At 70.9% G+C, this 6,625-nt stretch carries 10 protein-coding genes; 2 read left to right on the top strand and 8 right to left on the bottom strand.

Features of this window, described 5'->3' with window-relative positions; all coding sequences use genetic code 11:
- The first annotated feature begins 101 nt into the window (after window positions 1–101).
- A complete protein-coding gene (locus MKK55_RS08705) occupies window positions 102–629 on the top strand; it encodes a hypothetical protein (RefSeq protein ID WP_243934243.1) in 528 nt (175 codons plus the stop codon).
- Between the two features lie 5 nt (window positions 630–634).
- Here the strand turns inward: MKK55_RS08705 and MKK55_RS08710 are convergent, their stop codons facing one another.
- The gene (locus MKK55_RS08710) at window positions 635–898 is read right to left on the bottom strand and encodes a hypothetical protein (RefSeq protein ID WP_243934245.1); all 264 of its coding nucleotides are present in this window, start codon (window positions 896–898) and stop codon (window positions 635–637) included.
- A 425-nt stretch (window positions 899–1,323) separates the two neighbouring features.
- The gene (locus MKK55_RS08715; RefSeq protein WP_243934247.1) at window positions 1,324–2,064 is read right to left on the bottom strand and encodes a DUF3750 domain-containing protein; all 741 of its coding nucleotides are present in this window, start codon (window positions 2,062–2,064) and stop codon (window positions 1,324–1,326) included.
- Between the two features lie 134 nt (window positions 2,065–2,198).
- On the opposite strand from MKK55_RS08715, the gene MKK55_RS08720 reads away from it, so the two are divergent.
- A complete protein-coding gene (locus MKK55_RS08720; protein WP_243934249.1) occupies window positions 2,199–2,642 on the top strand; it encodes a DMT family transporter in 444 nt (147 codons plus the stop codon).
- Window positions 2,643–2,669: 27 nt separating this feature from the next.
- Here the strand turns inward: MKK55_RS08720 and MKK55_RS08725 are convergent, their stop codons facing one another.
- The 6 genes from MKK55_RS08725 to MKK55_RS08750 form a co-directional block, all read right to left on the bottom strand.
- Window positions 2,670–3,170, bottom strand: a complete 501-nt coding sequence (locus MKK55_RS08725) for a MarR family winged helix-turn-helix transcriptional regulator (RefSeq protein WP_243934251.1) — start codon at window positions 3,168–3,170, stop codon at window positions 2,670–2,672.
- Between the two features lie 270 nt (window positions 3,171–3,440).
- Window positions 3,441–3,824: a CsbD family protein gene (locus MKK55_RS08730; RefSeq protein ID WP_147843171.1), complete on the bottom strand. Its 384-nt coding sequence runs from the start codon at window positions 3,822–3,824 to the stop codon at window positions 3,441–3,443.
- Between the two features lie 104 nt (window positions 3,825–3,928).
- On the bottom strand, window positions 3,929–4,132 hold the full coding sequence (locus MKK55_RS08735) for a CsbD family protein (protein ID WP_147727116.1): 204 nt from the start codon (window positions 4,130–4,132) through the stop codon (window positions 3,929–3,931).
- An 84-nt stretch (window positions 4,133–4,216) separates the two neighbouring features.
- A complete protein-coding gene (locus MKK55_RS08740; protein ID WP_147859722.1) occupies window positions 4,217–5,128 on the bottom strand; it encodes a PhnA-like protein in 912 nt (303 codons plus the stop codon).
- A gap of 38 nt (window positions 5,129–5,166) precedes the next feature.
- Window positions 5,167–5,511, bottom strand: a complete 345-nt coding sequence (locus MKK55_RS08745; RefSeq protein WP_147726487.1) for a CsbD family protein — start codon at window positions 5,509–5,511, stop codon at window positions 5,167–5,169.
- A gap of 305 nt (window positions 5,512–5,816) precedes the next feature.
- Window positions 5,817–6,625: helix-turn-helix transcriptional regulator (locus MKK55_RS08750; protein WP_243934253.1), on the bottom strand; the 809-nt coding region annotated here is incomplete at its 5' end.

Raw genomic sequence — 6,625 nt, forward strand, 5'->3', positions numbered from 1 at the left:
GCCGGGGGAGGTCCTGGCCCGTCCCGTCCAGGGCGGTGGCGACGAGTCCCCGATCCGGGACAAACGCGAGGGCGGCAACCTCGCCCCCAGACCAACCCACGGTGGACAACCACGCCGACGGCAAGGGGTGCGTAACCGCGATCCGGCACGGTGCCGTCCTGCGGGAGGGCATGCGCATGACACCGGACCACGTGCGAACCGCCAACGCGATCCTCAGGCTGCAGGCGACCCTGAAGCCCCAGGTCGAACTCGTAGAGGAGATCGAGGCTGTCCTCGCCGGCATCGAGGCCGACGCACGCCCGGCAAAAGGGGTTGCAGCCCTGGCCGCTGCGACCGCCGAGCGCGACAAGATGCAGGCCCGCCTCGACCGGCTCTACCGCGCCACCATGGTCATCCCGGAACTGCCGCACGAGTGGCTCCACGGCGTGCTCAAGGCACGGATAAAGCGGGACTCCCTGCTGGGGTGGCTGGCGAAGATCGGCTCGTTGGGAGGCCCCCGGACGGGCTCGCTCCTCATCCGCGTCCGGGATCTCGGTCGCGATGGCGCCGCTCCGATGGGCCCGGATTGCCCGGTCGTGATCGCGATGATGCTGGAGGACGAGGCACGGGCGAAGCGGGGTGCGGCCTGATCGGCTCAGGCGGCCGCCCTCCGGCGGAATGGGACGACGCCCTCGGCGCGCGCCCACCTGGCCTCCAGCACCGCACGGATCGCCGCGTCGCTGCGCATGAACGAGTCGCAGGGCGGCTGGAAGATCGGGCTCCAGACGTCGAGGCAGAGGCCTCGCTCGATCTCGCCGGCCGTGCGGCGACCGTCGGCGTCGGTGGTGACCTCGACGGTGCCGGTTATCAGGATGTCGTTGATAACGACGTTGTCGAAGGGCTCGATGGTGGTGGTCATGCGGGGTCTCCCTGGGTCCCCGGCATGATGCCGCCGGCGCCCGGGCGATGCCATCAAGTCACTTGATGACAGCCCCCGGCGTGGCCTGGAACGGGACACGCCGGAGATGCGAACAAAGCGCGTCCCGACCAAACATCGACCAAACATTGGTCGTCAATCGCGGCGTTTCGGGGCGAATGGCGGTGAACGAGAAGGGGGCTGGCCCCCTACGGAAATGGGCTCTACAGAGGGAGCGCCTGCGGTCCGCGCCCCCGTTCGGGACGTGGGGGTCGCAGGTTCAAATCCTGCCACTCCGACCAAATTTCCCGAGAGTTCGCAGTCTCCTACTGCTCCCCGTCGAACCTGCCATCCGGTCGTGACCCGCTTTTCGCGCGGGCGCCCGGTCGAAACCCGGTTTTGCGCGCCGCGTCGAACCGCGCGAGGCTTCAGACGCCGAGGCGGCCGAGGCCCGGCAGCTTGAGGCCGGGACGGCGGATGTCGAGGCCGGCGACCGCGCCGAGGATGTTGACCTCGAGGCCCTCGACCCAGCCGACCGTCAGCCCGAGATAGCCGCCGAGATTGATCCGGAAGCCGGTGCCCGAGGGCGTCGAGCCGGCCCAGCGGCCGTCATAGGGAAAATCCTTGCCGATCGCCGTCGCCGGCAGGCTCGCGCGCATCTCCGGGACGGAGCTCATCACCGCCGCCACGAAGGTGTTCGAGTTCGGCCCGGGCCAGAGGTGGTAGTCGCCGAGCTTCGCGTAGCGGTAGTTGGCGATGGTCTCGCGGATGCGCGGCAGCATCCGCTCCGCCTCGGCGCCGTCGGCGGCGAAGACCAGCTCCGGCGTGCTGCCGAACCAGCGCCCGTCCGGCACGAACCGGTCGACCCAGATCGGCATGCCCCATGCGGTGTAGTCGAACCGCTTGTAGGCGCGGTCGCCGGCGCCCTTCACCACGATCCAGCTGTGGCTCGCGATGATGCCGCGCCAGCTCACCGTGCGGGCCGAGAACACCCGCACCACGGCCTCGGGGTTTTGGGCGGCCGGCCGGAGCAGCCCGGCGCTCGAGCGGTCGGCGGTGCGCCAGTCGGCGATGTCGTTCCGCAGGTAGTACAGGGCCGCCGACACCGCGATCGGCGCGAGGAACACGATCACGAAGACGAGAAGAGCGATTCGGAGCAAGCGGGTCATGTCCAGGCGGGGCGGGGTGTCTCGGATCTAGGAACCTCGCCGGGCGGTTGGCAGAGCGGTGCGGCGTCATCGCGCCTCGGCCGCCCGTGCCCCGTTGCCCCTCCGTCGGTTGCCCTTCGGCCTAGGATTTCCGCATGTGGTACCTCTACGGCGTCGTCCTGATCGCGGGCATCGCCAACGCGATCCAGCCGGGCCAGAACGCGGCCCTGGCCAAGGGCTTCTCGCAGCCGCTCACCGCCGGGCTCGTCGTCGGGATCTGCACGGCGACCACCGTTCTCGTCGTCGGGCTCGTCACCGGCCGGCTCGCCTGGCCGTCGTCCGAAGACCTGGCCACCGTCCCGTGGTGGGGATGGTTCGGCGGCGTGTTCGGCGGCGGCATCGTCATCGCGCAGCTGCTCGTCGCGCGCCAGATCGGCGCCGGCGCCTTCCTCGGCCTGCTGGTGACGGCCGGCGTCGTCGCCTCGGTCCTGCTCGATCACTTCGGCTGGGTCGGCTTCGCGGTGCATCCGGCGACGCCGTGGCGGATCCTCGGCGGCGTCCTGATGATCGGGGGGGTCGCCCTCGTCGCCCTGTTCTGAACCGGTGCGCAGGCAGCGGGCACAGGATCAGCCCGCGTCGTCGCGCGCCTTGCCGCCCGCAAAAGCCTCGCGAAACCCTGGCGTCGCCAGCGCGCTGAGGATGTCGCGCAGGGCCTCGGTGCGCGCCTGCCCGAAAGCCGCCTCGAAGCGCGCCTGGGCGTCCTGCCAGAGCGGGATCGTCTGCTCCAGCTTGGCCGCGCCGAGGTCGGTCAGCGCCACGCGGCGGACGCGGCGGTCGGCCGCGTCCGGGACGAGGCGGAGATAGCCGTCCCGGACCAGCGGCTTCAGGGTGTGGCCGAGGCCGGACAGGTCCATCACCATCGCCTCGGCGAGCTGCCCCATGGTCGGGGTTCCCATCGCGCGGACGGTGACGAGGAGGCTGTGCTGGGTCGTTCGCAGGCCGCCGGGCGCCAGCACCTCGTCGTAGAGCTGCCCGATGTTTCGGGTCGCCCTGCGCAGCGCCGCGTTGCTGCACCGGCTCCGCGGGGCGATGGCGCCGCCGGTCGTCGCGTCGGTGCGGGCTCGCATGCCCTTCGCCATCGTTCGCCTCGCGTCCCGGCCGGCTGGCCCGGCTGCCCGCAATTACCGGCATATGCATGCGTATAGCGGGAATCGAGCCCGGCCGTCAGTCCCGTCGCGGGATACGGCCGGATGCCGAAGCTTCGGAGCCCGGAAGGGGTCAGCGCGGACGGCGCCCGGCGCCCCCGCCGAAGCGGCGGCCGACATAGGCGATCAGCTTCGGCACGATGAAGGCGGTGAGGAGCTTGCGGATCATGGAATCTGTCCTGTCTCTGGCGGTCAGCGCGCCGGGCGGAGCAGCCAACCGGCGGCGAAGGCCACCGCGGCGAGCGCGAGGAGGGTGGTGGCGCGGTTCTCGTCGGCATAGCCGAGGGCCTGGCGGCCATAGGTCTCGCCGCGGCGGCGTGCGTCACGCGCGTAGCGGCTGCCGTCGTCGATGAGGCTCTCTCCGCGGCGGCGGGCTTCGCGGGCGAGGTGGGTTCCGTCCTCGATCACGTCCTCGGCCCGGTCGCGGGCGCGGCCGTAGGCGTACTGCGCGCCGCCGGCGACCTGATCGACCGCGCCGCGGACCTGACGCCCGGCCTCGCCGGTGATGCCGCCGAGGGTGGATTGGGCGCGGCCCTTGAGGTGGCGCTTGGCGCCCCGGTATTCGTCGCGGTTCATGGTCGGCATCCGTCGGTTCGGGTGGAAAGGTGCGGGACGGCATCGGCCGCCGTCCCGCATCGTCGGATCGGCAAGGCGCGCGTCCCTCGGGACGCGGGCTTCGCTCAGAACTTGCTCTTCACCTTGTCGGCGAGGTTCTGGGCGCCGTCCTTGGCGTCGCCGACGGTCTTCTGGGCTTCGCCCTTCAGCTCCTGCGCCTTGCCCTCGGCGACGAGCTTGTCGTTGCCGGTGACGTTGCCGACGCCCTGCTTGACGTTGCCGACGGCCTCGTTGGCCAGGCCCTTGATCTTGTCGGTGGTGCTGCTCATCGAAAACGCTCCTTGTGCGATGTCATGGGAACCGGCCGATCCGACCGGCGGGAGGTCGGCCCCGGCGTGCCGGGGCCGGAGGGGTCAGGCGCGGCGGGTGGTGCCGTAGGCCAGCGCCGGGTTGACGGCGCCGAAGCGGCCGCCGAGGAAGCCGGCGAGCGCGCCGAGGATCAGCGCGAGGGCGCCGTAGAACGCGCCCTGCGTGGCCGCGCTGCGGGCGGCCTCGGCCGCGACCTTGGCCTTCTGCTTGGCGTCGGCGACGGCGGCGTCGTACTGCTTCTCGTAGTCCTGGATCTGCGTCTTGGCCTGGTCGGTCGGGATGCCCTGGGCCTTGGCCAGCGCGTCGGCAGCGCGGTTCTCGGCCTGGGCCTTCTGGGCCGGATCGCCCGAGAGCAGGGCGCGGACCGCCGAGGCGGCGGCATCGCGCAGGGCCTGCGGGTCCTGGCCGGCCGCCTGCTGGCGCACCGTGTTCTCGATCCCGTCGAGCGGGTTCGAGATCTTGGACAGCGAGGGCGCCGCGGCCTGGGCGGCCGTCTGCACGGTGCCGCCGACGAGCGAGCCGGCGCCGCCGAGGGTGCTGGTCACCGCGCCGAACGCGCCGCCGACGAGGCCGCCGACGGCGGAGCTGAGCAGGTACAGCACGACGAGGGTGCTCACCGCCCAGGAGACGAGGCCGTGATAGCCGGCGGTGGCGGCGACGGGCTTGCCCGAGAGGCGACCGGCGAGGAAGCCGCCGACGAGGGCCGCGACGATGCCGGACACGACGAACCAGACGCCGGCGCCCATCGACAGGGTCGAGGCGGCGGGGTTGTCACCGGCGGGATAGCCGACGCTGGACAGGCCGACGCCGACGCCGACCATGTTCAGGATGACCTGCACCACCAGCGCCAGGACGGCGCCGGCGAAGATCGCGCCCCAGGACGCCTGGTGCAGGTGGACGGTGGAGGCTGCGCTCGCCGCGACGGGGGCGGCGGAAATGTTGGACGATGTGGCCACGGTATGCTCCGAAAGACTTGACGCGACGACGAGGGCTGTCAGCGGCGGGAATGGATGAGGAGGGCGAGGCCGTAGCCGACGGCTCCGGCGATCATCAGGGCGACGAGGGGGCTTTCCTCGACCTGGTGGCTGACGGCGCGACGGCCCTGGCGGAGGTAGTGGCCGCTGTTCTCGTAGGCGTCCTCGGCGTAGTCCGAGGCCTCGCCGGCGACGTGCCGGACGGCGTCCTTGGCCTGGCCGTAGAGGTTCTCGGCCGACCCCTGGGCTTCGCGGAAGCGGCCCTCGACCGAGTCGTTCCGCGATCCGACGAGATCGCCGACGGCGCCCTGTGCCTTGCCCGCAAATTCTTTCGCTGCGCCCGTGACGCGATCCGTATCGACCATGATGTTCGTCCTGTTGCTTCGAGGTGTGGGAGACGTGTGCGGCGTGTCGCCCGGGCTACGGCATGCGCGTGGACCCGGACGTCGCGTCGGACTTCGAAAAAACTCGTGTTCGCTTCGATCTCGGCCGCGGCGCGCAGGTCGCCGGCGGCTGCCCGATCGAGCTGAGGGCGCGATCCGCACAGATCGCTTGCGGTTCGATGCGGCGGGTTGCTGCCCCTGTTCTTGTTGGTCTTGCCTTTATCCTTCGAAGATGGTGACACCCATCGAACAGGCAATGGTATAAAACTACTGGTATTCTGATTTATTCATGTCGGGATCGTCGCCGGCAGGCCGTGCTCGCGCGCCCACACGATCACCTCCGAGCGCTTGTGCAGGCCGAGCTTGCGGTAGAGCGCGGCGGTGTGGTTGCGGACGGTGTTGCGCGACAGGTTCAGCCGCTTGGCGATGGCATCGTCGCTCAGCCCGGCGCAGACCAGACCGAGCATCTGGCGCTCGCGCACCGTGAGGCTGAGGGTCGGATCCTCGGCGCTCGCCTCGCCCGGGTGGCGCAGGCTCGCGAGCTTCTCGATCAGGCCGCGGCTGAACCAGGAGGTGTCGGCCATCACCGCCTCGATCGCGACGAACAGGTCGCGCTCGGAGCGCTTGCGCTCGGTGATGTCCTGCAGCACCGCCAGCACGAACGCCTCGTCGTTGATGGTGACGCGCTCGGCGGAGACGAGGCAATCGAGGTCTCCGGCCTCCTGGGCGTGCAGGCAGGTCTCCAGCCCGAGGACGGAGCCGGTGCGGATCACCGCGGATTCGAAGCGCTGGCGGGCCGCATCCTTGGTCCAGAGACCGATCTCCTCCGGCGTGCGGCCGACGACCTTGTCCTGGCCGTAGCCGAACACCCGGGTGAAGGCCTCGTTGATGCCGGTGACCGCGAAGCCGTCGGCCCGGCACAGCATGGTCGGCACGGGCGTGAGCTGGAATGCCTTGGCGAAGCGCTCCTCGCTCTGGCGCAGCGCCGTCTCGGCCTTCTTGCGCAGCTCGAGGTCGGCGAAGGTGAACAGCATGCACGGCTCGTCGCCCAGCTCCATCGGCTGGCCGGCGACGATCACGAACCGTGTGCCGCCGT

Origin of the sequence: Methylobacterium sp. J-059, from assembly GCF_022829485.1 — a bacterium.
In the GTDB taxonomy this organism is placed as follows: Bacteria; Pseudomonadota; Alphaproteobacteria; order Rhizobiales; family Beijerinckiaceae; genus Methylobacterium.